The 24,032-nt window shown below is 65.1% G+C and carries 22 protein-coding genes; 8 read left to right on the plus strand and 14 right to left on the minus strand.

What is annotated here, in order from left to right; genetic code table 11:
• Nucleotides 1-62: 62 nt before the first annotated feature.
• Together AB4Y82_RS14240 and AB4Y82_RS14245 are read left to right on the plus strand one after the other, a co-directional pair.
• Nucleotides 63-2,591 carry a penicillin-binding protein 1A gene (locus AB4Y82_RS14240; RefSeq protein WP_441604495.1) on the plus strand — a complete coding sequence of 843 codons (2,529 nt, stop codon included), beginning with the start codon at nucleotides 63-65 and terminating at the stop codon, nucleotides 2,589-2,591.
• Between the two features lie 85 nt (nucleotides 2,592-2,676).
• Complete coding sequence (locus AB4Y82_RS14245; RefSeq protein ID WP_441604496.1) at nucleotides 2,677-3,351, plus strand: hypothetical protein; 675 nt, start codon at nucleotides 2,677-2,679, stop codon at nucleotides 3,349-3,351.
• A 140-nt stretch (nucleotides 3,352-3,491) separates the two neighbouring features.
• Here AB4Y82_RS14245 and AB4Y82_RS14250 read toward each other — a convergent pair whose 3' ends face one another.
• The 7 genes from AB4Y82_RS14250 to rpoZ all read right to left on the minus strand — a co-directional run bounded on the left by AB4Y82_RS14250 (nucleotide 3,492) and on the right by rpoZ (nucleotide 11,809).
• Complete coding sequence (locus tag AB4Y82_RS14250; protein ID WP_441604497.1) at nucleotides 3,492-4,787, minus strand: citrate synthase; 1,296 nt, start codon at nucleotides 4,785-4,787, stop codon at nucleotides 3,492-3,494.
• Nucleotides 4,788-5,043: 256 nt separating this feature from the next.
• Nucleotides 5,044-5,289, minus strand: coding sequence for a type B 50S ribosomal protein L31 (locus AB4Y82_RS14255; RefSeq protein WP_046972144.1), 246 nt, complete (start codon nucleotides 5,287-5,289; stop codon nucleotides 5,044-5,046).
• A gap of 106 nt (nucleotides 5,290-5,395) precedes the next feature.
• A complete protein-coding gene (locus tag AB4Y82_RS14260; RefSeq protein WP_441604498.1) occupies nucleotides 5,396-6,322 on the minus strand; it encodes a nucleoside hydrolase in 927 nt (308 codons plus the stop codon).
• 176 nt (nucleotides 6,323-6,498) lie between these two features.
• Nucleotides 6,499-8,616 (minus strand): ATP-dependent DNA helicase RecG, encoded by a 2,118-nt coding sequence (recG, locus tag AB4Y82_RS14265; protein ID WP_441604499.1) that lies wholly within the window; start codon nucleotides 8,614-8,616, stop codon nucleotides 6,499-6,501.
• An 80-nt stretch (nucleotides 8,617-8,696) separates the two neighbouring features.
• On the minus strand, nucleotides 8,697-9,080 hold the full coding sequence (locus tag AB4Y82_RS14270; protein WP_441604500.1) for a RidA family protein: 384 nt from the start codon (nucleotides 9,078-9,080) through the stop codon (nucleotides 8,697-8,699).
• Between the two features lie 145 nt (nucleotides 9,081-9,225).
• Nucleotides 9,226-11,388, minus strand: coding sequence for a RelA/SpoT family protein (locus AB4Y82_RS14275; protein ID WP_441604501.1), 2,163 nt, complete (start codon nucleotides 11,386-11,388; stop codon nucleotides 9,226-9,228).
• Between the two features lie 130 nt (nucleotides 11,389-11,518).
• On the minus strand, nucleotides 11,519-11,809 hold the full coding sequence (gene rpoZ / locus AB4Y82_RS14280) for a DNA-directed RNA polymerase subunit omega (RefSeq protein ID WP_046972139.1): 291 nt from the start codon (nucleotides 11,807-11,809) through the stop codon (nucleotides 11,519-11,521).
• 202 nt (nucleotides 11,810-12,011) lie between these two features.
• Here rpoZ and AB4Y82_RS14285 point away from each other — a divergent pair, with 202 nt between their 5' ends.
• Nucleotides 12,012-12,860, plus strand: a complete 849-nt coding sequence (locus AB4Y82_RS14285) for an MlaA family lipoprotein (RefSeq protein ID WP_441604502.1) — start codon at nucleotides 12,012-12,014, stop codon at nucleotides 12,858-12,860.
• A 74-nt stretch (nucleotides 12,861-12,934) separates the two neighbouring features.
• Here AB4Y82_RS14285 and AB4Y82_RS14290 read toward each other — a convergent pair whose 3' ends face one another.
• The 7 genes from AB4Y82_RS14290 to AB4Y82_RS14320 form a co-directional block, all read right to left on the minus strand.
• Entirely contained in the window at nucleotides 12,935-13,183 is a 249-nt protein-coding gene (locus tag AB4Y82_RS14290) for an STAS domain-containing protein (RefSeq protein WP_441604503.1), read from the minus strand.
• Nucleotides 13,184-13,236: 53 nt separating this feature from the next.
• Nucleotides 13,237-13,923 carry an MlaC/ttg2D family ABC transporter substrate-binding protein gene (locus tag AB4Y82_RS14295; protein ID WP_441604504.1) on the minus strand — a complete coding sequence of 229 codons (687 nt, stop codon included), beginning with the start codon at nucleotides 13,921-13,923 and terminating at the stop codon, nucleotides 13,237-13,239.
• 53 nt (nucleotides 13,924-13,976) lie between these two features.
• Nucleotides 13,977-14,837 (minus strand): outer membrane lipid asymmetry maintenance protein MlaD, encoded by an 861-nt coding sequence (gene mlaD / locus AB4Y82_RS14300; RefSeq protein ID WP_441604505.1) that lies wholly within the window; start codon nucleotides 14,835-14,837, stop codon nucleotides 13,977-13,979.
• Nucleotides 14,838-14,895: 58 nt separating this feature from the next.
• Nucleotides 14,896-15,666, minus strand: coding sequence for a lipid asymmetry maintenance ABC transporter permease subunit MlaE (gene mlaE, locus AB4Y82_RS14305; protein ID WP_441604506.1), 771 nt, complete (start codon nucleotides 15,664-15,666; stop codon nucleotides 14,896-14,898).
• Nucleotides 15,663-16,499 (minus strand): ABC transporter ATP-binding protein, encoded by an 837-nt coding sequence (locus AB4Y82_RS14310; RefSeq protein ID WP_441604507.1) that lies wholly within the window; start codon nucleotides 16,497-16,499, stop codon nucleotides 15,663-15,665. The genes mlaE and AB4Y82_RS14310 overlap by 4 nt, the downstream gene beginning before the upstream one ends.
• A gap of 256 nt (nucleotides 16,500-16,755) precedes the next feature.
• Entirely contained in the window at nucleotides 16,756-17,397 is a 642-nt protein-coding gene (gmk, locus tag AB4Y82_RS14315) for a guanylate kinase (protein ID WP_441604508.1), read from the minus strand.
• Nucleotides 17,394-18,254, minus strand: a complete 861-nt coding sequence (locus AB4Y82_RS14320) for a YicC/YloC family endoribonuclease (protein WP_441604509.1) — start codon at nucleotides 18,252-18,254, stop codon at nucleotides 17,394-17,396. The genes gmk and AB4Y82_RS14320 overlap by 4 nt, the downstream gene beginning before the upstream one ends.
• Nucleotides 18,255-18,331: 77 nt before the next feature.
• On the opposite strand from AB4Y82_RS14320, the gene rph reads away from it, so the two are divergent.
• The 5 genes from rph (at nucleotide 18,332) to AB4Y82_RS14345 (ending at nucleotide 23,567) form a co-directional block, all read left to right on the plus strand.
• Entirely contained in the window at nucleotides 18,332-19,063 is a 732-nt protein-coding gene (rph, locus tag AB4Y82_RS14325; protein WP_121883282.1) for a ribonuclease PH, read from the plus strand.
• An 11-nt stretch (nucleotides 19,064-19,074) separates the two neighbouring features.
• Entirely contained in the window at nucleotides 19,075-19,674 is a 600-nt protein-coding gene (gene rdgB, locus AB4Y82_RS14330; RefSeq protein ID WP_441604510.1) for an RdgB/HAM1 family non-canonical purine NTP pyrophosphatase, read from the plus strand.
• 3 nt (nucleotides 19,675-19,677) lie between these two features.
• The gene (gene hemW, locus AB4Y82_RS14335) at nucleotides 19,678-20,844 is read left to right on the plus strand and encodes a radical SAM family heme chaperone HemW (RefSeq protein WP_441611419.1); all 1,167 of its coding nucleotides are present in this window, start codon (nucleotides 19,678-19,680) and stop codon (nucleotides 20,842-20,844) included.
• An 81-nt stretch (nucleotides 20,845-20,925) separates the two neighbouring features.
• Nucleotides 20,926-23,211 carry a DUF1631 family protein gene (locus AB4Y82_RS14340; protein ID WP_441604512.1) on the plus strand — a complete coding sequence of 762 codons (2,286 nt, stop codon included), beginning with the start codon at nucleotides 20,926-20,928 and terminating at the stop codon, nucleotides 23,209-23,211.
• Nucleotides 23,208-23,567 carry a PilZ domain-containing protein gene (locus AB4Y82_RS14345; protein ID WP_441604513.1) on the plus strand — a complete coding sequence of 120 codons (360 nt, stop codon included), beginning with the start codon at nucleotides 23,208-23,210 and terminating at the stop codon, nucleotides 23,565-23,567. The genes AB4Y82_RS14340 and AB4Y82_RS14345 overlap by 4 nt, the downstream gene beginning before the upstream one ends.
• Nucleotides 23,568-24,032 lie beyond the last annotated feature (465 nt).

Genomic DNA, 24,032 nt, shown 5'->3' on the forward strand with positions numbered 1-24,032 from the left:
GTGGATACTGCTACATCTATACTCTGACTTGTTTTGACTCACGTCTCGCAAACACCCAAATCATGCAAATTCTTAAGCGGTTGCTGCGCTGGATCCTCGTCCTGGCTTTTACAGGTTTGCTGCTGGGTGTCGCGGCGGTTGGCGTGGCCTACTGGCTTATTTCCCCCCGGCTCCCCTCCGTGGCGGTCCTTAAGGACTACCACATGCAGGTGCCGCTTAGGGTGCTTTCGGCAGATGGCAAGCTGATTGCGAGCTTCGGCGAGACCCGCCGCATCCCCGTGGCGATGGGCCAGGTGCCCGACCGGCTCAAGCACGCGGTGCTCGCCGCCGAGGACGCCAGCTTCTACCAGCACCCCGGCGTGGACTGGCACGGCATCGCCCGCGCCAGCTGGCATGTGGTGGCCTCGGGTGGCGACAAGGGCTCGGGCGGCTCCACCATCACCCAGCAGGTGGCGCGCAACTTCTTCCTGAGCCCGGAAAAGCTCTATTCGCGCAAACTGACCGAGATCTTCATCGCCCTGCGCATGGAGAGCGAGCTGACCAAGGACCAGATCCTGGAGCTCTATCTCAACAAGATGTTCCTGGGCCACCGCTCCTACGGCGTGGCCGCGGCGGCCTCCTATTACTACGGCAAGACGCTGGACCAGCTCACCGTGGCCGAATGCGCCACCCTGGCCTCGACTTTCCAGCTGCCTTCGCTGGTGAACCCGCTCAACAGCCCCAAGCGCATGCTGGCGCGCCGCAACTGGGTGCTCGGCCAGATGCTGGAGAACCGCTTCATCTCCAAGGCCGAGTACGACCAGTCCATCGCCGAGCCGATCAACGCTTCGCCGCATGAGCCGGCCATCGAGGTGGATGCGCCGTATCTGGCCGAAATGGTGCGCCTGCAGGTGCTCGACCGCCTGGGCAACGACGCCCTCACCGAAGGCTATGTGGTCAAGACCACGGTCGACAGCAAGCGCCAGCAGGCCGCAGTGGATGCCATGCGCTCGGGCCTGGTCGAGTATGACCACCGCCACGGCTGGCGCGGCCCGGAGGCCCACCAGGAGCTGGCTGCCGATGCCGGCACGGATGAACTGGAGCGCGCCCTGGCCGGCTACACCGACATTTCCGGCATGCAGCCAGGCATCGTGACCCAGGTGTCGGCCACCGCGGCCAGCGTCTATCTGGCCAGCCGCGACGAGGTGCAGCTGAACCTGGATGCGATGAGCTGGGCCCGTCCGCGCATCGATGACACCCGCGTGGGGGCCACGCCCAAGAGCGTCTCCACCGTGCTCAAGCGCGGCGACATCATCCGCGTGGCGCGCGACGACAAGGGCCAGTGGCTGCTTACCCAGATCCCGGCGGCACAGGGCGCGCTGGTCTCGCTCAATCCCGAGGACGGCTCGCTGCAGGCCCTGGTCGGTGGCTTCAACTTCCTGCGCAGCAAGTTCAACCGCGCCGTGATGGCCGCACGCCAGCCGGGTTCGAGCTTCAAGCCCTTTATCTACTCGGCGGCCTTCGAGCGCGGCTTCACGCCGGCCTCCATCGTCAACGATGCACCGCTCGCCCTGCCCGACCCCTCGCGCCCTGGCGGCCTGTGGACGCCGTCCAACGACGACGACAAGTTCGATGGCCCGATCCGCCTGCGCGAGGCCCTGGTGCAATCCAAGAACCTGGTCTCGGTGCGACTGCTCGACGCCATCGGCGTGCGTTTCGCCCGCGATTACGCCACCCGCTTCGGCTTTGCGCTCGATTCGCTGCCCAGCAACCTGTCGATGGCGCTGGGCACGGCCTCGGTGTCGCCGATGAGCATGGCCCGTGGCTACGCCGTGTTTGCCAATGGCGGCTATCTGGTCACCCCGTACTTCGTCAGTGAGATCGATGACCGCGACGGCAAGCCGGTCTATCAGGCCAATCCGGCCCGCGCCTGCCGCACCTGCGCCGAACGCCTGCTCGATACCCGCCCGCCCGGCCCGCCGCCGGCCAATACGGGGGCCGCACCAGGAAATTCAGTCGCCGCTGCCGCCAGTGCGCCGACAACTTCCGGCAGCGTAGCCGGCGTCGGCGATGCCGTACTCCCGGCCGACGCCCATGGCGACGGCGCCCACCCGCCAGTGCTGGCGCCCCAGGTCATTGAGGTGCGCAACGACTACCTGGTCACTTCGCTGATGCAGGACGTGGTCAAGCGCGGTACCGGTGCGGCCGCCGCCGCCCTGGGCCGCACCGACCTGGCCGGCAAGACCGGTTCGACCAATGATCACCGCGATGCCTGGTTTGTCGGCTTCAACGGCGACCTGGTGACCTCGGTCTGGGTGGGCTTCGACGACTTCGGCTCGCTCGGCAAGGGCGAGTTCGGCGCCAAGGCGGCCCTGCCGATCTGGATGAGCTATACCGGCGCGGTGCTGAAGGACCAGCCGGCCTCCATCTTGCCGTTGCCGCCCGGTATCACTACGGTACAGATAGACCGCCAAAGCGGCCTGCCCGCCGGCGCGGACGACCCGAACATCATGTCGGAGATCTTCAAGGTCGAAGACGTGGATCGACTGCGTAACCAGGCCAACCAGCAGCAGGAGGACCAGGATCAGCAGCACGCCTACGACATCTTCTAATCGTCGGCAGCGCCGGTTCCGTCACCAGACCGTGCTGCCGCTGGCGTCCGCAACGACGGGCGCCAGATTGCCGGGGGAATGAGGCATGGCACGAGGTCAGCACCATCGCATCCACGCGCAGGATCGCCTGCAGCGCAATCGTCTTCGCGTCGCCCAGGAAGCGGCGCGCTTGATGAGCGAGCACGGCATCCGCGATTTCCATCACGCCAAGGTCAAGGCCGCCGAGCGGCTGGGCATCCTGGACGCGCAGGCCTTGCCGCGCAACAACGAAATCGAAGACGCACTGAGGGAACACCAGCGCATCTTCCACGCCGAATCCCAGCCCCAGTTGCTGCAGGAACGACGCGAGGCCGCCGTGGAAGCCATGCGCTTCCTTGACCGCTTCGATCCGCGACTGGTCGGCGCCGTACTTGAAGGCACGGCGGATGCCCACTCGGCGGTCTGCCTGCATGTCTTCAGCGACACCGCGGAAAACGTCGTGTTGTTCCTGCAGGAACGCGGCGTACCAATCACCCAGCAGACGCGCCGCCTGCGCACCACGCGTGACGAGCAGGAGGAATATCCCGTACTGCTGTTTGCCGCCGACGGCCTGCCCTTTGACATCACCGTGTTGCCGCGCGATGCGCTGAAGCAGGCGCCGCTGGATCGCATCGATGAGAAGCCGATGCGAAGGGCGTCGCTGGCTGCCGTCGAGGAGTTGCTGGCTACAGCCGACAACGACGATGAGTTTGAGAGGATGTTGTCGTCAGCGCTTCGTTGACAGGCCTGTCGCGCACAGGGTGCGCTCCCACAGGGATGAGGGCTGTTGTGGGAGCGCACCCTGTGCGCGACACAATCTTGCCGATACCCACAAAAAAAGCCCCGGAAAACCGGGGCTTTTTCATTCAATGATCGAGCGAATCAACGCTTGTCGCTAGCCACGTAGTTACGCACGTCAGCACCCGTATAGATCTGGCGCGGACGACCAATACGCGATCCCGGCGTTTCATGCTGCTCGATCCAGTGCGAGATCCAGCCCGAGGTGCGGGCGATGGCAAACATCACCGTGAACATCTCGGTCGGGATACCCAGGGCCTTGTAGATGATGCCCGAGTAGAAGTCGACGTTCGGGTAGAGCTTGCGCTCGACGAAGTAGTCGTCCTTCAGCGCCGCTTCTTCCAGCTTCATGGCCACGTCGAGCAGCGGGTCGTTGACGCCCAGCTCGTTGAGCACCTTGTGGCACATCTCGCGGATGATCTTCGCGCGCGGATCGAAGTTCTTGTAGACGCGATGGCCGAAGCCCATCAGGCGGAAGTTGTCGTTCTTGTCCTTGGCGCGCTTGACGGCGGTCTCGACCTTGTCGGCGGTGCCGATCTCTTCGAGCATCTTGAGCACAGCTTCGTTCGCGCCGCCATGGGCCGGACCCCACAGCGCGGTGATGCCGGCAGCGATGGAGGCGTACGGGTTGGCACCGGTGGAACCGACCAGACGCACGGTCGAGGTGGAGGCGTTCTGCTCGTGGTCGGCGTGCAGGATGAACAACAGATCCAGCGCCTTGGCGGCGACCGGGCTCATCTCCAGCGGCTCGCTCGGCACTTCGAACATCATGTGCAGGAAGCGGTCGACGTACTCGAGGTTGTTGCGCGGATAGCGGAACGGCCAGCCGATCGAGTAACGGTAGCAGGCAGCCGCAATCGTCGGCATCTTGGCGATCAGACGGATCGCAGCGAGCTTGCGGTCATCGGGGTTATCCACGTCGATATCGTCGTGGTAGAAGGCCGACAGCGACGCCACCGAGGCGGCCAGCATGGCCATCGGATGCGCGTCGTGATGGAAACCCTTGAAGAAGTCCTTCAGCGACTCGTGCATCATCGTGTGATGCGTGATGTCGTGCTCGAACTTGGAGAACTGATCCTTGTTCGGCAGCTCGCCATTGAGCAGCAGGTAGGAGGTCTCGAGGAAATTCGACTTCTCGGCCAGCTGCTCGATGGGGTAGCCGCGATACAACAGCACGCCTTCGTCGCCGTCGATATAGGTGATGGCGCTCTTGGTGCTGGCGGTGCTGCCGTAACCCGGGTCGTAAGTGAAATGTCCCGTGTCCTTGTACAGCGTTCCGATGTCGATGCATGCGGGACCTAACGTGCCGCTGAGCAGGGGCAGTTCACTGCTGCGGTTGGTCGACTCATCCACCAACTTGACGATCTTGGAATCGGACACGGAAAACCTCCTTCACGCTTATGTCGTCGCCGACGTGTCGCGCGAAGGCGATGGCCGACGAGGTAGGGTTGATGTCGCGTGGGGGGATGGCTGCGACACCTCGCCGCCGATTATCGCATATCGTCCCGCCAACATGCCCTAGCGGATGGTCGGATGGGCGGACGCAAAAACGCACGGGGCGAGCATCAGCTCGCCCCGTGCGTTTCAGCTTGCGTACGCTGCGTGGCCGCAGCGTGACAGCAGAGACTTCGCGCGATTACTTCTGCGCGTAGCGACGACGGAACTTGTCGACGCGGCCGCCGGTGTCCAGCGACTTCTGCTTGCCGGTGTAGAACGGATGGGAATGGCTCGAGATATCCACCTTGACCAGCGGGTACTCGTTGCCGTCTTCCCACTTGACGGTGTCCTTCGAGGAAATCGTCGAACGCGTCAGGAACGCGAAATCGGACGACAGGTCCTGAAACACCACCTGGCGATAATTGGGATGGATATCGGGCTTCATGACTGACTCAAAGCGGTGGGTGAAAAGAGCGGCATTTTAACCATGAGCCGCCCCCATTGGCAAGTCGCTCAGGGACTTGGACCGGCGGATCGCCCATTGTAGCCGTTCAGGCGCCCAGCGCCCGCCTCACCATGGCGCCGAAACGGGCCTGATCCACCTCCATCACGATGCGGGCATTGGCCGGGCGGCCCAGCCTGGCGGTCCAGTCCACCACGGTGGCGCCACGGGTCAGGCGGCCATCCATTTCGACGGCGACGTGGCGCTCTTCGGCTCGCGTCACCATGGCCGGATCGATCGCCACCGCCATCGCCAGCGCGTCCGCCGCGATCACGCCGCGACGGCCGCGCTTGGCATTGAACGCACGCGCCGTGCCGAACACCTGCTCGAAGAAGGTCGCGCGCTGGTCGCCTGCAGCGATCCAGCCATTGAATTCCTCGTCGTCGAAGGCGTGGCGCAGCACCACTTCCCAGTCGACCAGGTCGAACATCGGGAAGGCCTCGAACACCACGTGCGCTGCCTCGGGATCGAAACCGATATTGAATTCGGCGGGAATTTTGCCGGTGTTGCCCAGCCCGGTGACCGCGCCACCCATGATCACCAGGCGCTTCACCCGCTGCGGCAAGGCGGGGTCGAGACGCACGGCCAGCGCGAGATTGGTCAGCGGTCCGAGAGCCACCAGGGTCAGCTCGGGATGTTCGCGGGTAAGACGAATCAGTGCATGCGCGGCGTGCTCATCGGCAGCCACGCTGCGCGGCTCCGGAAAGCCGACATCGCCCAGGCCGTCGGTGCCATGCACGTGCACGGCGTCTTCTTCCGGCATGCGCACCAGCGGCGTCGGACAACCCGGGAACACCGGCGTCGGCTTGGCCACCAGATCCACCAGCGTGCGCGCATTGCGCACCGTATGCGCGAGGCCGACATTGCCCGCTGCAATGGTCAGTCCGAGTACGTCGGCATGCGCATGCGCCATCAGGATGGCGAGCGCATCGTCTACGCCCGGGTCGGTGTCGATCAACAGTTGCAGCTGGGTCATGGGGAACTCGCGTTAGGGAGCGAACCGATTAGCTTAGGCGTTCTACGGACGCGCGCAAGCGTCAATCGGCAGCGCAATTTATTGTGGGAGCGCACCCTGTGCGCGACTCGTCCTGCGAGGTGCCGGCGAAAGGCTGTCGCGCACAGGGTGCGCTCCCACAGGGAGAGTGCTCCTCGCTAGGCATGTGCGTAACGGGCGGCAGCGCCGATCCAGCGCGCAATCAACCCTTCGGCCTGCTGCGGATGATGCGCCAACAGCACCGCACCCACCTCCTGCACGGCCGGCAGCAGATGCGCATCGCGCGAGAGATCGGCGATGCGGAAACTCAGCTGGCCCGTCTGCCGCGTGCCCAGCACTTCGCCGGGGCCGCGCAATTCCAGGTCTTTCTCCGCGATGCGAAAACCGTCATTCGTGTCACGCATGACCTGCAGGCGTTCGCGCGCCAGCTGGCCAAGCGGTGGCTGATACAGCAGCACGCAGTTCGAAGCGATCGCCCCTCGCCCCACTCGCCCGCGCAACTGGTGCAACTGGGACAGCCCGAGTCGTTCACTGTTTTCGATCACCATCAGACTGGCGTTGGGCACATCCACACCCACTTCGATCACGGTAGTGGAGACCAACACCGAAAGTTCGCCTGCCTTGAAGGCATCCATCACAGCCTGCTTTTCCTTGGGCTTCATGCGCCCGTGGATAAGGCCAATGCGGCAATCGGACAACGCCGATGACAACTCCGCGTGCGCCACTTCGGCAGCCTGCGCGCGCAGCTGTTCGGATTCTTCGATCAGGGTACACACCCAGTACGCCTGGCGCCCTTCGAGACAGGCCGCGTGAATGCGTTCGATCACATCGAAGCGGCGCGCGTTGGAAATCGCGATGGTCTGGACGGGCGTGCGGCCCGGCGGCAGCTCGTCGATCGCCGATACATCGAGATCCGCGTACGCGCTCATGGCCAGCGTGCGTGGAATCGGCGTGGCGGTCAGCACCAATTGATGAGGCACCAGGCCGCTCTCATGGTCCGCGCCCTTGTCGCGCAAGGACAAGCGCTGCTGCACGCCAAAGCGATGCTGTTCGTCCACGATCACCAACCCAAGCTGCGAGAAGGACACACCCTCTTGCATCAGGGCGTGCGTGCCGATCACGACATGAGCACCCGATGCCACCCGCTGCAAAGCCTGCTGGCGCGCCTTGCCCGTCACCTTGCCGGCGAGCCATGCCACTTCGATGCCCAGCGGCGTCAGCCAATGGCGGAAGTGCTGCAGATGCTGCTCGGCAAGCAGTTCGGTCGGCGCCATCAAGGCCACCTGCTGGCCGGACTCGACGGCAGCCAAGGCCGCCAGCGCGGCCACGATGGTCTTGCCGCTGCCCACATCGCCCTGCACCAGCCGCAACATCGGGCTGCCCTGGGCGATGTCCTTGGCAATCTCCTGGCTCACACGTTGCTGCGCGCCAGTGAGTCCGAACGGCAGACTGGCCAGCAACCGTTCGCGCAGCTCACCCGTACCGGGCAGGCGCGGCGCATGGCGCCGACGCACCGCCGCGCGCATGCGCTTGAGGCTGAGGTGCTGGGTGAGCAATTCTTCGAACGCCAATCTTTGCTGCGCGGGATGACGACCGGTAGTCAGCTGGCCGAGATGGGCATCCGGCGGCGGACGATGCACATAGAGCAGCGCTTCGCGCAGCGAGGTCAAGCCGTGGGCGACGCAGAGCTCGGTGGGTATCAGCTCCAGCTGCGCATCCTGCGGCAGCAGCGCCAGCGCCTTGGCGATCACGCCGGCGAGCCGCTTCTGCCCCAACCCTTCGGTCGTCGGATACACCGGCGTCAGCAATTCATCGACGACCGCAGGCTCGTCGCCGCTCAGTCGCTGGTACTGCGGATGCACCATCTCCAGCCCGAGCGCCGCCTGCCGCACTTCGCCGTAGCACAACAGGCGCGTGCCGGGTTTGAGCTGTTCGGACTGGCTGCGATTGAAATGGAAGAAGCGCAACACCAGGGTCTGCTGCGAGCCGTCGGTAATGGCTACCTTCAACTGTGGCCGATAGCGAAACCCGCGTTCGACTGCCTCGACCACGCCCTCGACCTGTGCGCGCTCGCCGGGACGCAGATCAGCGATGGGAGTGAGGTGGGTACGGTCCTCGTAACGCAGGGGCAAGTGGAACCACAGGTCCTGCACGCGCTCCAGACCAAGACGCGCCAGCGTTTCCGCCAACGCCGGGCCGACACCAGGCAACGCCGATACCGGCGTGGCGCCGGGGTCGGAAAGTATCGTGGCGGCATTGGCGCGACTGGGCGGCATCGACGAAGCCTAACCGAGCCCACCCTCGCGCTGCAGCCGGCCGCACGCGGCCACCTGTCAGCGCGGGGCGTGCGGTTCGATCAGTCGAGCACCATGATGGCGTCTACTTCGATGTCCGCCAGCTTCGGCAGCGCAGACACTTCGATGGTCGAGCGCGCCGGGAACGGTGCCTGGAAATACTCGGACATGATCTCGTTGACGGTGGCGAAGTGACCCAGGTTGGTCACGTAGATGCCAACGCGCACGATCTTTTCCAGCGAGCCACCAGCAGCCTCTGCGACCGCCTTGAGGTTGACGAACACCTGGCGCGCCTGCAGGGCGATGTCGCCCTCCACCATCTGACCGGTGGCCGGATCCAGCGGAATCTGGCCCGAGAAATACACCGTGTTGCCGGTGCGCACAGCCTGCGAGTACGGACCAATGGCGGCAGGCGCCTTGTCGGTGGTGATGATGCTGCGGGACATGGTTGGTTCTCCGAACAGGGAATCGGGGATGGAAGCTGTGCGCCTCACGGACTGGGGATCATAGCCAGACATCGAGCAGGCTAAAAGAAGCGGACACGCCCGAGCGCCGCCCTGTTCACCACTGACTATTTGCGATTCACCGCTCTCAAAGCGGATAACGGTAGGCGCCGCTCACCACGCCGGTACGACGCACGCGGCGGATCACTTCGGCCAGATGCTTGCGGTTCTTCACTTCGAGGGCGAACAACAGCGTGGCCGCGGCCGCATCGCGCTCCACGTATTCCACGTTCTCGATGTTCGAGTTTGCGGCCGCGATGGCCGCCGCCACGGTGGCGAGCACGCCCGGGCGGTTGATGACTTCGATACGCAGTTCGGCGCGGTAATCGCCCTGCACATCGCGATCCCATTCGATCGCCACGCAGCGCTCGGGCGACTTGCGCAGTTCCACCACATTCGGGCATTCCACCCGGTGGACCACGATGCCCTTGCCCGACGAGAGATAGCCGATGATCTCGTCGCCCGGCAGCGGGTGACAGCAATTGCTGAAGCTCAGCACGCCGCGTTCGGCGCCGGTGATGCGGATCTTCTCCATCACATGCGGCGACTGCTGCACATCGGAGGATTTCTTGCCACGCGCGGCCACCAGCTGGCTGGCCACCAGATGCGGGATGCGATTGCCCAGCGCGATGTCCGACAGCAGTTCTTCCAGACGCTTGAGCTTGGAGGTTTCGAGGAAACGATCCAGCACGGCTGGCGGAATCGCATCAAGGCTGGTGCCCAGCGCATCGAGTGCGCGATCGAGCATGCGATGGCCGAAGTCGACGGCATCCTCATGCTGCAGGTGTTTGAGGTACTGGCGGATCGCCGTGCGCGCCTTGCCCGTCACCACCGATTCCAGCCAGGCCGGATTGGGCAGCGCGGACGGCGCCGTGATGATTTCCACCAGCTGGCCCGATTCCAGGCGCGTGCGCAGTGGCACCAGCTTTTTGTCGACGCGCGCAGCCACCGCGTGGTCGCCCACGTCGGTGTGCACGGCATAGGCAAAATCGAGCGCAGTGGCATTGCGCGGCAGCGCGAGGATGTCGCCGCGCGGCGTGAACAGATAGACCTCGTCCGGGAACAGGTCGATCTTGACGTTCTCGATGAACTCAGACGAGGAAACGGTGTTGGCCTGGCTGTCCGCCAGCGACGACAGCCATTCGCGGGCGCGCGCCTGGGCGCTGTTGGCCGGACCCGAATCGGTCTTGTACGCCCAGTGCGCTGCCACGCCGCGCTCGGCCACCGAATCCATTTCCGCCGTGCGGACCTGCACTTCGATCGGCGCGCCGAACGGCCCCAGCAGCACGGTGTGCAGCGACTGGTAGCCGTTGGCCTTGGGAATGGCGATGAAGTCCTTGAAGCGTCGGTCCACCGGCTTGTACAGCCCGTGCACGGCGCCCAGGGCCATGTAGCAACTCATGGCCGAATCCACCACGACGCGGAAGCCGTAGACGTCCATCAGCTGCGCGAAACTCTTGTGCTCGTTGCGCATCTTCGAATAGATGCTCCACGGCGACTTGATGCGACCCACCACCTTGGCGGTGATGTGGTCGGCGCCAAGGCGCGTGGACAGTGCCGCTTCGATCTTGCCCATCGCTTCGCGGCGATTGCCCAGCGCGGCACGGATGCGCTCGCTGATCACGCGGTAGCGATCGGGGTAGAGCGCGCGGAAGCCCAGGTCCTGTAGCTCCGCCTTGAACTTGTTCATGCCCAGTCGCTGCGCGATGGGCGCATAGATTTCCAGCGTTTCGCGAGCGATGCGGCGGCGCGATGGGGCGTCTTTCGCGCCCAGCGTGCGCATATTGTGCAGGCGGTCGGACAGCTTGATCAGGATCACGCGCAGGTCGCGCGCCATCGCCAGCAGCATCTTGCGGAAGCTTTCCGCATCCGCTTCCTGGCGGCTGGAAAAGCTCATCTTGTCCAGCTTGGTGACGCCATCGACCAGTTCGGCGACGGTCTCGCCAAATTCGCCGGCGAGCTCGGTGCGGCTCAGCGAGGTGTCTTCCAGCGTGTCGTGCAGGATCGCCGCGATGATGGTCTCGGCGTCCATGCCCAGCTCGGCCAGGATGCCGGCCACCGCCACGGGATGGGTGATATAGGGCTCACCGCTCTTGCGGGCCTGCCCTTCGTGCGCCACGGCGCCCACTTCGTAGGCGCGCACCACACGGGCCACCTGCGATTCGGGCAGGTAGGCCACGCGCTCTTTCAGAGCCAACACGTACGGCGGCAGCGTCGACGTATCCAAGGTGGAGTCCGTGACGGCCGGCATGGTTGTTCGGTCCCCGCTCAGGCGACCGCCTCGCTTCGTTTAAGGGAAGCGAGGGTGGCGACATGAAGCCCGCAGCGCAAAGCGCCGGACGAGCCGGCGCCGGGGCGTTGCTGGCTACAGCCGCCCTCCATCAGTCATCTCCACCCTTGGAGAGATCGTCGTCCACTTCGGCCGCAGCCCACTCGAGCGCTTCACGCTCGGCGCGCTCGCGCTCGGACTTGTCGATCTCGTCGATCGTGGCCTGGTCAATGCGACGGTCGGCAATTTCGCGCAGGGCGAGCACCGTCGGCTTATCGTGGTCGGGATGCACTGCCGGTTCGGCACCCTTGGAGAGCTGGCGGGCGCGCTTGGTCGCCATCAGCACCAGTTCGAAGCGGTTGTCGACTACCTGCAGGCAGTCTTCGACGGTAATGCGGGCCATCTGAAATCCTCAGAAAATAAAACGACTTATCACCTGTCAGTGTAGCCAGCGGCGGCTTTGCTGGCAATGCAGCAAGGCTCTATGATGCGGGGTTCACACCGCCTGCAGCCTGGCGCCCTGACACTAAAGGGGGCCTGTACATAATAAAAAACCCAACAGTACAATATTGTACTCCCTCCGGCCCTCCAGGACTGTCGCCTCCATGCCGTCCGCCTTCCGTTCTCTCGCCATGCGCAGCCTGCCCCTGGTCGCCGTGGCCCTGCTTGCTGGTTGCAGCATCGCCAAGCCTCGTACCGATGATCCGTACGAGCACATGAACCGCAAGGTTTACGCCTTCAACAACGACCTGGACAAGGCGATCATCCGCCCGGTCGCCGTGGGTTACCGCAAGGTGACCAACCCGACCATCCGTCGCTGCATGGCCGATTTCTTCACCAATATCCGCATGCCGATCACTGTGGCCAACGACCTGCTGCAGGCACGTCCGAAGCAGGCGCTGCAGGGCAGCGGCCGCTTCCTGGTGAACCTGACCCTGGGCATCGGCGGCTTCTTCGATCCGGCCAGCCAGCTTGGCATTCCGCTGGACGATACCGACTTTGGCGTGACGCTCGCCCGCTGGGGCGTGCCCGATGGCCCGTATCTGATGCTGCCCTTCTTCGGGCCGACCACGGCGCGCGACCTCTGGCAGGTGCCGGTCGACGGCTACTTCTTCGACCCCATCAGCTATTTCTCGCGCAACAACCACTACGAGTTCGGCCAGCAGTACCTGCCTGAGCTGATGTACCTGGTGACCATCCGCTCCAGCGCCATCGATGCGGAGAGTTTCCTCAACTCCGCCTACGATCCGTATGCCTTTATCCGCGACGCCTATCGCCAGCAGCGCATCTACAAGATCTACTACGGCAACCCGCCTGAAGAGGTGATCGAGCAGCTGCAGGGCCTGCACGACAAGAGTTTCGACCCGGACGAGCTGCTCGACGAGCAGCAGAAGTGGGAAAAGAAGCAGCCGCAGGCCTCACAGAGTCAGCAGCCGGCAGCGAAGAAGGACTGAAGCGTCCTTCTCCAGCCAAAAAGAAGGGGCCGCGAGGCCCCTTTTTTTGTCCCCGGCCCAGCGTCGAGTGACGCTCAGGCCATGAGACCTTCGACCTCACACACGCTGGCCAGCAGGTGCATGCCCTCGGGCATATGGCTCACCTTGAGCTTGCGCCCGCGCTCGGCCGACTGCGCCAGCACCGCCAGCACGCAGGCCAGGCCGGCGCTGTCGCTGCGTGTGACGCCGGACAGATCCAGCTCCGAGCGGCCGTCGCGCGCCACCGCCGTATCAATCGCCCTGAGCGCCGCCGCCGCCGTACTGAAAGTCAGCTCACCGGACACGCGTACGCTCCCCGGTGAGCCTTCATCGATGCGCACGGGTGCGCCAGCCACGCTCAAGACTTGGAGCCCGGCTGCTGCGCCTTGTCGGCCTGCTCCATTTCCTTGAGCGCCTGGTCACCCTGGGTTTCCAGGTTGCTGATCAGCTTGTCGATGCCGACCTTGCGGATTTCGGCGTCGACCTGGTTGCGATAGTTGGTGATGTACGAAATGCCTTCGATGATCACGTCGTAGGCCTTCCAGTTGCCGTTCTTGTCCTTGCGGAAGGCGTAGTCCACGGCGACGGTCTTGCCGTCATCCAGCACCACCTGGCTGCGCACGATGGTGCGCTTGTCGCTCATGTCGCCGGTGAACGGCAGCACCTTGACGCGGCCGCGGGTGTAATCGAGCAGGCCTTCGGCATAACGATGGGTGATGGAGTTGTAGAACGCCTTGGCGAAGCGCGAGCGCTGGTCCGGCGTGGCCTCGCGGGCATGCTGGCCGAGCACCAGGATCGAGGCGTAGTCGATGTCGAAATGCGGCAGGAACGCATCGTCGATCACGCTGATCAGCTTTTCGCGATTGGTCTTGAGTTCCTTCTGGTGGCCGTCGATCGCCTTGGCCAGATCGTCGGAGACCGCCTGCACCACCTGCACCGGCGTCTGCTGGTCGGCGGCGCCCTGCGTCGCATCCTGGGCAAAGACAGGCGCGGCGATCACGGTGCCAAAGGCGATGGCGGTGGCAATGGCCAGACTGCGCAACATGGGGAAACTCCTGAAAGATGTCTCGTTGGAATATCGGTGCGCGATGGGCCGATTCAATGCTTGTCGCCGTCAGACTTGCCGCCGTCGGCAGGCTTGCCGGAGGACGAGCCACTGACCAGGAACTTCCCGATCAGGTCTTCGATCTGCATGGCCGACTGGGTGAGCACCATCTCATCGCCGTTCTTGAGCGCGTCCGGCGAGCCGCCGGGCTGGATCGCAACGTACTGGGTGCCGATCAAACCACTGGTGAACACCGCGGCGGCCGAATCGTCCGGGATCTGGTTGTAGCGCTTGTCGATCGCCAGGGTGACCAGGGCGTCGAGCTTGACCGGGTCGGCGTTGATCGACTGGACGCTGCCGATGGCCACACCGGCCATCTTCACCGGCGCACCCACCGAGAGCGCGCCCACGTTGGTGAAGCGGGCCTTGACCACGTAGCTGCCGCCCAGGTTGTCCGCCACGCCGCCGGCGCCGAAGAACTTGCCCAGCATCTCCTCCAGCTGCTGCGCCGGACGGGTGAGCGCCAGCTCGCCGCCGTCGGCCAGGGTCTTCTTGGAGCTGCCATAGCGCAGGCCGACGTACTGGTCGCCCAGCAGGCCGCTGGTGAAGATGGTGGCGACCGAATCGTCCGGAATCTGGTTGTAGCGCTGGTCGATCGCCAGCTTCACATCGGCCGTTTCCTTGCCCGGATCGAGCACGATCGATTGCACCTGGCCGACGCGCACGCCCGCCACCTTCACCGGCGCACGCTCCTTGAGCTGGCCGATGTTGGCGAAGTGCGCCTCGACGGTGTAACTGGGGCCGCGGCTGGAGTTGGCCACCGAGGTGGTCTGCGTGGCGAGATAGCCGAGCGCGGCAAAGCCGAGCACGATAAACAGGCCGGTGCCGACGGCATACGATTGTCTCTGGCTCACGGCACGATCCTCATGGAATAGGGGTTGGATACGGTCAGGTCGGCGCTCATCGGCTCACTCACATCAGGAACGCGGTGAGCACGAAATCGAGCGCCAGGATGGCGATGGACGAAGCGACCACGGTACGGGTGGTGGCATAGGCCACGCCTTCGCTGGTCGGCGGCGTGGTATAGCCCTGGAACACGGCGATCAGCGACACCACGATGCCGAATACGACGCTTTTCCAGATCACGCCGTTGACGACGTCTTTCACCACCTCGACGGTGGCGGTCATGTTCGACCAGAAGGTGCCGTTGTCGATGCCCAGCCAGCTCACGCCCACCAGATGTCCGCCGAAGATGCCCAGCGCGCAGAACACGCAGGCCAGCAGCGGCATGGCGATCACGCCGGCGAGGAAGCGCGGCACGGCCACATAGGCAATCGGATCGACCGCCATCATTTCCATCGCGGCGATCTGGTCGGTGGCGCGCATCAGGCCGATCTCGGCGGTCACCGACGTGCCTGCGCGACCGGCGAACAGCAGCGCCGTCACCACGGGACCGAGCTCGCGATAAATGGCGATCGCCACCACCGTACCGGTGGCCGAGGTGCCGCCGAAGATCGACAGCACGTCGTACAGCTGCAAGCCCAGCACCATGCCCACGAACAGGCCGCAGACCATGATGATGATCAGGCTCATCGCGCCGACGAACCACAGCTGGCGGATCGTCTCGCGGTAGTGGCGCATGCTGCGCGGTATCGCGGCGATCATGCGCAGCAGGAACAGTCCGCAATCGCCGATCTGCGACAGCGAACGCACTACGATGTTTTCGGAACCCGTTGCGATCATGCGTTCTTCCCTGGAAAACCGAGCGATACGCCCAGGTCGCCGGCCGGATACTGGAATGGCACCGGGCCGTCCGCGTCGCCGCCGAAGAACTGGCGCGTCCACGGCGACCCGTCGTTGGCAATCGTCCTGGGATCGCCCTGCGCCACCACCTTGCCGTTGGCGATCAGGTAAATGTGATCGGCCACCTGCTTGATCGCTTCGAGCTCATGCGCCACCAGCACGCTGGTGATGCCCAAGGTCTGGTTGAGCGTGCGGATCAGCTTGAGCACCTGGTTCAAGGCGATCGGATCGAGACCCACAAACGGTTCGTCGTAGAGGATCAGCATCGGATCGAACACGATCGCGCGCGCCAGCGCCACGCGCCGCGCCATGCCGCCGGACAGCTCCGTCGGCATCAGCCCTGCAGCACCACGCAGACCCACCGCCTGCAGCTTGGTGAGCACGATGTTGCGGATCAGCACTTCCGGCAATTCAGTGTGCTGGCGCAGCGGGAACGCCACGTTCTCGAACACGTCAAAATCGGTGAGCAGGGCGGAATTCTGGAACAGGTAACCAATGCGCTCGCGCAGCTCGAATAGCTTTTCGCGCGACATCGTCGCCACGTTGTTGCCATCGACCAGCACCTGTCCCGCATCGCCGCGCATCTGCCCGGTGATGTGCTTGAGCAAGGTGGTCTTGCCGGTACCGCTGGGCCCCATGATGGCGGTGATCTTGCCGCGCGGTATATCGATATCCAGCGCATCGAACACCTTCTTGCCATTGAGCACCGTGGTCAGGCCACGGACGCGCACCAGGGTGCTGTCCTCGGGCTTGGCGCTAATGGAGTCGGTCATGGGCAATGAGGGGCCTGGGTAAAGGCGACAAGTTAGCTGAATAGGACCGTGAAGGCCATGTACGAATCGTCGTAGCGGTCAGTAATGGCTAACGGAACAAGACCTTGGCACGGATCTAGAGTTCCACTCCACCCTGCGGGAGCAAACCTTTGTGGGAGCGCACCCTGTGCGCGACAGGCGCCACCGACCAGCGAGGAACACCATGGCCCCGCAGTCGCGCACAGGGTGCGCTCCCACAGTGGGGTGGGGGCTGACCTCAGGCCAGCAGCTCCTGGATCAACGTCTCATGCCGCTTCAACTGCAACGCCGAGCGCAGGCGCGTAGCCCGCACGATGCCCTGCAAATCGTCCAGCGCCGCATCGAAATTGTCGTTGACGATGATGTAATCGAATTCATGCGCGTGGGCGATCTCCTCGCGCGAATTGTGCAGGCGGCGCGCGATCACTTCGGCGCTGTCCGAACCACGGCCGCGCAGGCGACGCTCCAGCTCCGGGCGCGACGGCGGCAGGATGAACACGCTCACGCAATCGGGCTTGCTCTGGCGGATCTGCCGCGCGCCCTGCCAGTCGATTTCCAGCAAGACGTCGCAGCCCGTTGCCAGCAGCGTGTCCACCGTGGTGCGCGAGGTGCCGTAGAGATTGCCATGCACTTCGGCGTGCTCGAGGAAGATGCCGTCGGCCACCTCCTGCTCGAACACCTCGCGTTCCACGAAATAATAGTGGCGGCCGTACTGCTCACCCGGACGCGGCGGACGCGTGGTGTGCGATATGGACAGCGAAATCGACGGCTCACGCTCCAGCAGCGCGTTGACCAGGGTGGACTTGCCCGCGCCCGAGGGCGCAGCCACCACGAACAGGGTGCACTGGGTGTCTTGCGCGTGAGGCGTGGTCGCGTTCATTCGATGTTCTGCACCTGTTCGCGCATCTGCTCGATCAGCACCTTCAGGTCCACTGCGGCATTGGTGCTGCGCACGTCCACCGCCTTGGAGCCCAGCGTGTTCGCTTCGCGGTTGAATTCCTGCATGAGGAAATCCAGGCGGCGACCGACCGGCTCCCTGGTGCCCAGCACGCGGCGGGTTTCGACGATGTGGGTGGTCAGGCGATCGAGTTCTTCATCGACGTCGCTGCGGGTGATCTGCAGCACCAGTTCCTGCTCCAGGCGACCCGGATCGGCCGGCTGCTTGAGATCGGCCAGGCGCGATTCCAGGCGGGCACGCAGGCCTTCGCGGATTTGCGGCATGAAGCTGCGCACGTCGGCCACGATGCGCTCGATCGCATCCAGGCGCTCGGTCAGCAGCTCGGCCAGCTTGGCGCCTTCGCGCTCGCGGGTGGCGGTGAGCGCTTCGAGCGCCCGGTCCAGCACGTCCAGCAGCGAGGCCTGCAGCACCTCAGGGTCCACCTCGGACTGTTGCAGCACGCCCGGGAAGCGCAGCAGCTCGGTGAATTCGATATTCATGCGCGGAAAGCGCGCTTCCAGGTCCATCGCCAGCTCGGACAGCCGCGCCAGCGCGGTGGCGTTGACCTGCATGGATTCGGCACGGGCCTCGCCGCGCAGGCGCACGGTGACGTCCACCTTGCCGCGCGACAGCTTGGCGGCGATGCGCTCGCGCAAGGCCGACTCGAACACGCGCAATTCGTCGGGAAGGCGCGGGCTCAGCTCCAGATAGCGGTGGTTGACCGTGCGCAACTCACAGCTGAGTGTGCCAGCGGGGCCGGTCGTCTCAGCGGAGGCATATGCCGTCATGCTGCGGGTCATTTGAGCGCCTGCGGATATCAGTAAAGGCCGCAATGGTAAACTTTCCCGCCCTGCCTTGCCCAATGGCCTCCATTCCCATGAGCTCTCCCAGCCGCCCCAGTGGCCGCGCCAGCGACCAGCTGCGCACCGTAACCATCGAACGCCACTACACCCGCCACGCCGAAGGTTCGGTGCTGGTGAGCTTCGGCGACACCCGCGTGCTGTGCACCGCCAGCATCGAAGACCGCGTGCCACCGTGGCTGCGCGGCAAGGGCGAGGGCTGGATCACCGCCGAATACGGCATGCTGCCGCGCGCCACCAACACCCGCATGCAGCGCGAAGCCGCGCGCGGCGGCCAGGGCGGCCGCACCATGGAAATCCAGCGCCTGATCGGCCGCAGCCTGCGTGCCTGCGTGGATCGCCAGGCATTGGGCGAGCGCGTGATCACGCTCGACTGCGACGTGATCCAGGCCGATGGCGGCACCCGCACCGCCGCCATCACGGGTGCCTATGTGGCACTGGTTGACGCGGTGAACCTGCTGATGAAGCGCGAGAACCTGCGCCGCAACCCGGTGGTGGGTGCGATCGCCGCCGTCTCGGTGGGCATTTATCAGGGCGTCCCCGTGCTCGATCTGGACTACGCCGAAGACTCCAACTGCGACACCGACATGAACGTAGTCATGAACGACGGCGGCGGCTTCATCGAGGTGCAGGGCACGGCCGAGGGCCATGCGTTCCGTCGCGATGAGATGGACGCCCTGCTGGGCCTTGCCGAGAAAGGCATCGCCGAGCTGGTGGCCGCGCAGCGCGCCGCGCTCGAACTGTCGTAACGGTTGCGCTGATGACACGCATCGTCCTGGCCAGCAGCAATCCCGGCAAACTGGCGGAGTTCAACGACCTGCTGGCCGACAGCGGCCTGCACGTCGAGCCGCAGTCGGCGTTCAACGTGCCCGACGCCGAGGAAACCGGCCTCACCTTCGTCGAGAACGCGCTGCTCAAGGCGCGTCATGCCTCGCGCATCAGCGGGCTGCCGGCGCTGGCCGACGATTCGGGCCTGTGCGTGCGGCATCTGCGCGGCGCGCCCGGACTCTACTCGGCGCGTTACAGCGGCCAACACGGCGACAACGCCGCCAACAACGCGCGCCTGCTGCGTGAACTGGAGGGCGTGCCGACCGAGCAGCGTGGCGCGTTCTTCATCTGCGTGCTGGTGCTGCTGCAACACGCCGACGATCCGGCGCCGCTGATCGCCGAAGGCCGCTGGCATGGCCATGTGCTCACCGAACAGCGCGGCACGCACGGCTTCGGCTACGACCCGTTGTTCCTGCCGGAAGACGAAACCGTCAGCGCCGCTGAGCTTCCGCCCGGCCTGAAGAATCGCATCAGCCATCGCGGCCGTGCGTTGGCGCTGCTGCGCAGCCAGCTCGGCGAGACGCATGGTTAAGCCATGTCGCTGATCGCGCCACCGCTGTCGCTGTACGTCCACATGCCGTGGTGCGTGAAGAAGTGCCCGTATTGCGACTTCAACTCCCACGGCGTACGCGGCGACACGCCGCCGTATGAAAGCTATGTGGACGCATTGCTCGCCGACCTCGATGCCGACCTGATTGATTTTGGTGGCGCGGTGCACGGGCGCACGGTGCAGACCATCTTTTTCGGTGGCGGCACGCCCAGCCTGTTCGCCCCGGATCTGATCGACCGTTTTCTCGACGGCGTGCGCGCCCGCCTGCAGCTGGCCACTGACGGCGAGATCACGCTGGAAACCAACCCCGGCACGGTCGAGCATGGACGTTTCGACGGCTATCTGGCCGCTGGGGTGAATCGCCTGTCGTTCGGCATCCAGAGCTTTGACGATGCCAAGCTGCGCCGGCTCGGTCGCATCCACTCGGCCAGCGAGGCCGAAGCGGCGGTAAAGTCCGCCCAGGACGCGGGCTACATCAACCTCAATCTCGACCTGATGTATGCGCTGCCCGAGCAAACCCAGGAGGGCGCGCTGGCCGACGTGGCGCGCGCCGTCGCGCTGCAGCCCACGCATATTTCGCACTACCAGCTCACCCTTGAGCCGAACACGGCCTTCGCCGCCAACCCACCGCCGCTGCCTGATGACGATCACGCCTGGGCGATGCAAGAGGCCTGCGAACAACAGCTCGCCGCCGCCGGCTATAGGCAATACGAGATATCCGCCTACGCCCAGAGCGACCGCCGCTGCGCTCACAACCTCAACTATTGGCGCTTCGGCGATTACCTCGGTATCGGCGCCGGCGCCCACGGCAAGCTCACCGACGTGGCCAGCGGGCAGATCATCCGCCGCTGGAAGACGCGCCTTCCCAAAGCGTATCTGGCGACGCCCGCCGGCGCCGGACGCATCGGCGGCAGCGCGCCGGTAGCCCCGGACGAACTGCCCTTCGAATACATGCTCAACGCCTTGCGCCTGATCGATGGCGTGCCCATGGCCGACTTTGTCGAACGCACCGGCCTGCCGCTCGAGCGCATCGCAGGCGCCCTCGCCCATGCCCGCCAACGGGGCTGGCTGGCGGACGACCCAGGTCGTTTGCATACCACGGCGCTCGGCCAGCGCTTCCTCAATGACGTCATTTCCGGATTCCTTGACTGAATCCACCGTCCGGCCGATGGCGTGCACCCGATACCCGCTTTAGACTCTGTGCCATCCGGGGGGAATCAACCAAGGTCTGTCATGGAAGTCGAACAGCAGGGTCGACGGCCGCCGCATGCATCTGATCGGGACTCGCGTCCTGACAATGCCGCGTGGTCGCCGCGTGCCCGTCGCCTGATCGAAGAAACGCACTCCCTCTGCACCAGCTGGCTGGAAGCACCGCTGCGCCAGTGCTTCCTTGAGGCCGAACAGCGCCTGTACGCGCAGGCCGAGCGTTCGCGCAATCCCGCCGAACAGCAACAGTGCCTGTATTCCCGCCAGCTGATTCAACAGCAGCGCGGACCCGTGGAGCGCCGCTTCATGGAGGGCGTACGCCAGCATTTCGGCAGCGTCGGCACGGTGCACGAACCCGAAGTGGTGCACCCCGATGCGCCACGCCGACCGCTGGAGCTGCTTGACCCCACCGAACACGAACAAACCGTGGCGCTCGACAAGCTGATTGCGCGCGGCGAAGCGCGCCATGGCACCGCGCTGTTTGAACTGGGCTATCGGTTCGCCGTGCTGGCCAGCCTGCCGCCGCTGGAAGGCGAAAGCCTGCCGCTGGGCCCACAGGCGCTGGCCCATGCGTTCCGCGATGGCATGACCGCGCTGGAGTTGCCGGTCGAACATCGCCTGCTGCTGTTGCAGTGTTTCGACATGGCCGTGGTGCAGGGACTGTCGACGCTGTACGACACGGTCAACGAACACCTGCGCGCCGACGGCATCCTGCCGCAGCTGCGCGCCTTCCCGACGACGCGTGCGCCGATCGAGCGCCAGCCGCGTCCGGGCGCAAACGACAATCCGCCCGTGCCGCTGGCACGCCAGGCAGCCGCAGCGACGCCTCCCGCGAGCGCGACCGCACCGCGCAGCGACAGCATCGCCGTGCTCGACAATCTGCGCGAAATGCTCGCACAGCATCGCGCGGGACAGGGCGCGCTGAGCTATCAGGATGGCGGACGTGCGGCGACGCCGGGCGAACTCCAGCTCGCGCTGGACGCCCTGCAATTGCATGTCAGCGACGTGGCCGAGCAGGCACGCCGCGAACTGCTCAGCGCCCAGGCGCTGCGCGAGGAGTTGATCACCCAGCTCAATACCGGCCGACCGGCGGGCTCGGCGCAGATGCATCTGACCGAAGAGCAGGGCGACACGGTGGAACTGGTCGCCATGTTGTTCGAGCAGCTGGATCGGCAGGTGCCCAACAAGAGCAACGCGCACTCGCTGCTCGGCGATCTCCAGCTGCCGCTGTTGCGCATGGCGGTGGCCGACCAGGGCTTCTTCAACCAGCGCGAACATCCCGCGCGCAAGCTGCTGGGCCTCGTCGCCGAAGCGGCGAATGACTGGCTGGACGGCCCCGAAGGCGACGTCGATCGATCGCTCGAAGCGAAGATCAACCAGCTGGTCGACCGCGCGCGCCGCGAGCCGCCAAGCACCGGCCTCTACACCAGCCTGCTTGCCGATATCGAACATCACCTGGGTCTGCTCAACCGCAAGGCGCAGATCGCCGAACGTCGCCAGGTGGAGGCGATGCAGGGTCGCGAGCGGCTCGAGCAGGCGCGCCATCGCGCCGCCGAGTTGATGACCGAGCGCTTCGACAAGTGCAATCCACGCGGCTTGTTGCGCACCTTGCTGGAGCGCGCCTGGTCCGACGTGCTCGCGCTCACGCTGTTGCGCCACGGCGAAGACAGCGAAGCGTTTACGTTGCGCCTGCGCATCACCGATCAGCTGCTGGGTCAGCAGCCCGTGCTCGATCGCAACCTGCTGCAGGCCGAGGTGGAGTCGGGCCTGCAACAGATCGGCATGCACGCCGAGGAATCCGTGCAGGTCGCCCAGCGCCTGCTGGGCATTCCGGCCAATAGCCCGACCACCAGCGAAGCGGCGACGACCACCGAGCTGGCGCTCAAGCTGAAACAGCATCAGCGACTGGGCGAGCACGCCGCACCGGAAACGCCGGCGCCCGTTCCGGCCGCACCGCCGACACCGGCTCCGCCGGCCGAGTCGCCGGAGCGCCGCATCCGCCAGCGCCTGCGTCAGTTGCCCTTCGGCAGCTGGTTTGAATTCATCGATCCGTCCAACGGACGCATCACCGAACGCAAGCTTGCCTGGTATTCGCCGGTATCGGGCAACAGCCTGTTCGTCACCCGTCGCGGCCTGCGCGGCCAGGAAATGACGCTGGAACAGCTCGCCCACGAAATGGCCTGTGGCCGCGTGCGCGAAATGCCGCCGGTGCGCGAGAACCTGCTCGATCGCGCCTGGCATGCACTCACCAGCCACCTGCGCCAGATCACCAGCGGCCCGCCAGCCGCATCGCGTAGCGGAGCATCGACGTGAGCGAGAACATTGCCTCTATCGACCAGCGCCGCGCGCTGCGCAAACGCGCCAATTTCACTGCCGTCGTCACTGACGTGATCACCGGCCAGCCGATCGGCCACCTGGGCAATCTCTCCGCCAACGGCATGCTGCTGATCAGCACGCACCCGCCGCGCAGCGAGGCCATCTATCAGGTCAGCCTGTCATTGCCTGGCCTGGGTAGTGCGCCACAGAGCATCGAGGTGGGCATCCAGGAACAGTGGCACGAAGCCGCGGCCAGCCCCGGACAAGTGTGGTCGGGGTATCGCATCGTGGCGATCGATGATGCGGATGCGGCGATGTTGGATGCGTGGTTGGAGCAGCCGGAGAGGGGTTAGGGGTGTTCGTCGTCGCGGCGTAGGCGGCGTTTTGTTCGCAATGCCGACGCAGGCCGGAGGCGCTTTTCAACAGCCGAAGGCTGGTCATCAAGAGCTTCGGTGTTTCCTTGTCCCCTTGGGGCCAGGGTGCCGCCTACGCGGCGGGCGTTTCGAACGGCTGCCGCCGCTCGAGTCACTTTTCTCTTGCTGGCCCAAGAGAAAAGTAACCCAAAGAGAATGGCCTGATAACGCCCGCAGCATTGTGTTGGGATAAACCCGAACGCTCGAGGCGCGTCTGATGGGACAACCTCCGAGGGTACACAGCGGGTACTTCAATGCGCTGCGCAACGCGCCCGAATCGCTGAGGACTTAAAGCGGGGTCTCGCTGCGCATCGGCTTTGATCGTCCCGCCTTTTCCTTGCCGCGCCTTCTTGTCTGTGGGAGCGCACCCTGTGCGCGACAGCCACGCCTGGGTATACCGCTCCG

It is taken from the genome of Dyella sp. 2YAF14, from assembly GCF_052114725.1.
In the GTDB taxonomy this organism is placed as follows: Bacteria; Pseudomonadota; Gammaproteobacteria; order Xanthomonadales; family Rhodanobacteraceae; genus Dyella.

Bases quoted from the DNA above. Each gene is read 5' to 3' on its own strand.
- AB4Y82_RS14240 (WP_441604495.1), top strand. From the start codon at position 63: ATGCAAATTCTTAAGCGGTTGCTGCGCTGGATCCTCGTCCTGGCTTTT.
- AB4Y82_RS14245 (WP_441604496.1), top strand. From the start codon at position 2,677: ATGGCACGAGGTCAGCACCATCGCATCCACGCGCAGGATCGCCTGCAG.
- AB4Y82_RS14255 (WP_046972144.1), bottom strand. From the start codon at position 5,289: ATGAAGCCCGATATCCATCCCAATTATCGCCAGGTGGTGTTTCAGGAC.
- AB4Y82_RS14260 (WP_441604498.1), bottom strand. From the start codon at position 6,322: ATGACCCAGCTGCAACTGTTGATCGACACCGACCCGGGCGTAGACGAT.
- recG (WP_441604499.1), bottom strand. From the start codon at position 8,616: ATGCCGCCCAGTCGCGCCAATGCCGCCACGATACTTTCCGACCCCGGC.
- AB4Y82_RS14270 (WP_441604500.1), bottom strand. From the start codon at position 9,080: ATGTCCCGCAGCATCATCACCACCGACAAGGCGCCTGCCGCCATTGGT.
- AB4Y82_RS14275 (WP_441604501.1), bottom strand. From the start codon at position 11,388: ATGCCGGCCGTCACGGACTCCACCTTGGATACGTCGACGCTGCCGCCG.
- rpoZ (WP_046972139.1), bottom strand. From the start codon at position 11,809: ATGGCCCGCATTACCGTCGAAGACTGCCTGCAGGTAGTCGACAACCGC.
- AB4Y82_RS14285 (WP_441604502.1), top strand. From the start codon at position 12,012: ATGCCGTCCGCCTTCCGTTCTCTCGCCATGCGCAGCCTGCCCCTGGTC.
- AB4Y82_RS14295 (WP_441604504.1), bottom strand. From the start codon at position 13,923: ATGTTGCGCAGTCTGGCCATTGCCACCGCCATCGCCTTTGGCACCGTG.
- mlaE (WP_441604506.1), bottom strand. From the start codon at position 15,666: ATGATCGCAACGGGTTCCGAAAACATCGTAGTGCGTTCGCTGTCGCAG.
- AB4Y82_RS14310 (WP_441604507.1), bottom strand. From the start codon at position 16,499: ATGACCGACTCCATTAGCGCCAAGCCCGAGGACAGCACCCTGGTGCGC.
- gmk (WP_441604508.1), bottom strand. From the start codon at position 17,397: ATGAACGCGACCACGCCTCACGCGCAAGACACCCAGTGCACCCTGTTC.
- AB4Y82_RS14320 (WP_441604509.1), bottom strand. From the start codon at position 18,254: ATGACCCGCAGCATGACGGCATATGCCTCCGCTGAGACGACCGGCCCC.
- rph (WP_121883282.1), top strand. From the start codon at position 18,332: ATGAGCTCTCCCAGCCGCCCCAGTGGCCGCGCCAGCGACCAGCTGCGC.
- rdgB (WP_441604510.1), top strand. From the start codon at position 19,075: ATGACACGCATCGTCCTGGCCAGCAGCAATCCCGGCAAACTGGCGGAG.
- hemW (WP_441611419.1), top strand. From the start codon at position 19,678: ATGTCGCTGATCGCGCCACCGCTGTCGCTGTACGTCCACATGCCGTGG.
- AB4Y82_RS14340 (WP_441604512.1), top strand. From the start codon at position 20,926: ATGGAAGTCGAACAGCAGGGTCGACGGCCGCCGCATGCATCTGATCGG.